At 63.8% G+C, this 616-nt stretch carries 1 pseudogene; it reads left to right on the forward strand.

What is annotated here, in order from left to right:
- Positions 1 to 31: 31 nt before the first annotated feature.
- A pseudogene (locus tag NS334_RS16630) lies at positions 32 to 616 on the forward strand (hypothetical protein); the annotation flags it as partial.

A 616-nucleotide genomic window follows, 5' to 3' on the forward strand; every position in this document is an offset into this window, starting at 1 on the left:
GGTGCGTCACGACGTCGGATCGGGCGGGCTGGTGAAGACCCCGACCCTGCTGAACGCCAATTTCAATGCACCGTACTTCCACGACGGCCGCTACGATACGTATGAGCAGGTGGTCGAGCATTTCGACCGTGTGTTCGACCTCGAACTGTCGACCCAGGACGTGCAGGACCTTGTGGCCTATCTGAATGCGGTCGGCGACGGCGAACGTCCGTTCGACAAGGACGGCGTCGTGCTCCGGATGAAGGAAGTGCTGGAGCTCTCGACCGTGCTCGCGACCGCGATTCCCGCCGGCGACAAGGACATCGTCGCGCTGGCGGTCGATACGATCGGGCGCGAGCTGCGCGAATTGACCGAGCAATATCCCGATCGCAAGAATACCAGCGTGTCGGGCGGCGAGGAGCAGCGCGTGCTCGCGCGCAACGGGCTCAAGGAGCTCGTGCTGACGTTGCGCCGTATCGAGATGGCGGTTGCAGCGGGCCGCAACGCCGACGCCGCGACCGAGTTCAGGAATTATCGCAACCTGATGGCTGCGGCGGTACCTGCGTTGCTGGCCAGCGCCGAGCCGTGGTCGTTGTTCAATCAAGACGTGCATGACCAGCATTACGCCGCACTGCGC

Source organism: Sphingomonas endophytica (assembly GCF_001476895.1).
Lineage (GTDB): Bacteria > Pseudomonadota > Alphaproteobacteria > Sphingomonadales > Sphingomonadaceae > Sphingomonas > Sphingomonas endophytica_A.